This is a genomic window from Bartonella sp. TT110JLCBS (assembly GCF_042193405.1).
In the GTDB taxonomy this organism is placed as follows: domain Bacteria; phylum Pseudomonadota; class Alphaproteobacteria; order Rhizobiales; family Rhizobiaceae; genus Bartonella.
On record NZ_JBHILT010000130.1, the window covers coordinates 1 to 1054 of the forward strand.

A 1054-nucleotide genomic window follows, 5' to 3' on the forward strand; every position below is an offset into this window, starting at 1 on the left:
AAACCACGCACAAACAATCGCCAAGAGGCGTTAGGGAGGAAAAATTATGGAAAATCCAATTCTTATAAATTCCAATGAAATTTTATTAGTTACCTACGATAAAGATCAACACATTGCAGAGTCTGGACCACTTGATGCAAGCCAAATTCTAAGCATTGTTGATGAGGTAGATGATGCAATCCAAATCTTTCGTATAAATCCCTCTGAGAATAATTGTGAAGATATCTCTGAAGAGATTGCAGACGCATATGTAGAAAAAAATATTGAACATCTCCATGAGGATAGTAAGGTTTATTACTTTGTACGTGAAAGTGATGCTTACCACGATCTTTTATCTGATTTAGCAGACGAAAAATATAATGATGAGATTTACGGTACTTACGAACAACAACACCGTTTGCGTCCTTGTGATGTGCTTTAAATTCTAAAGGGCGCATTTAAAAGCGCCCCCCTTTTCCCCATCAATAATTGATTAGAGTAAACTTATGAACACACATGATAATGATAGTGAAGGATATCTCATACCTGAAAACGAGGTAGACAACAAAATTGGTTATGCCAAAATGGTCAAAGCCCATGTAATGCATAGGCACTTACATTTGAAACAAGATTTTTCCACTTGGTTTAACGATTGTGTTGAAAAGTTTGATCTAAAAGAAGGCGTGGATTTTGTTTTTACAAAACAAGAATGGAACAGACAGAAGATTTGTCCAAAATCTGAAATAGAAACAGATAAAACTGATAATCATTACTTCAAAATTCACGCAGCAAGGAAAATCGCTCAAGCAGAACGTCATAGAAACTATGGCAGAATATTATACCAAAACTTATGTTTTTCTTAATTAAGGGGGTGATGATGCAAAACTTTATTACAATACCTGAAAACAATTTTCAAAACACAACTGTTCCAACCATGTCTAGTCGTGAAATTGCAGAGTTATGCGGTAAGCAACATGCGCATATTATGCGTGATATTCGACAAATGTTAGGAGAATTATATCCTGAAGGGGGTCAATCCAAATTTGGATCCACCTATTTAGATAAACAGGGTAAG

3 protein-coding genes are annotated in these 1054 nt (G+C 35.3%); all 3 read left to right on the forward strand.

Annotation, left to right across the window (positions count from 1 at the left end; all coding sequences use genetic code 11):
• Nucleotides 1-46 precede the first annotated feature (46 nt).
• Complete coding sequence (locus ACFILW_RS09970) at nt 47-421, forward strand: hypothetical protein (RefSeq protein WP_375624333.1); 375 nt, start codon at nt 47-49, stop codon at nt 419-421.
• A gap of 64 nt (nt 422-485) precedes the next feature.
• Nucleotides 486-842 carry an antA/AntB antirepressor family protein gene (locus tag ACFILW_RS09975; protein ID WP_375646806.1) on the forward strand — a complete coding sequence of 119 codons (357 nt, stop codon included), beginning with the start codon at nt 486-488 and terminating at the stop codon, nt 840-842.
• A 14-nt stretch (nt 843-856) separates the two neighbouring features.
• A partial coding sequence (locus ACFILW_RS09980) for a Rha family transcriptional regulator (protein ID WP_375685759.1) occupies nt 857-1054 on the forward strand: 198 nt, incomplete at its 3' end.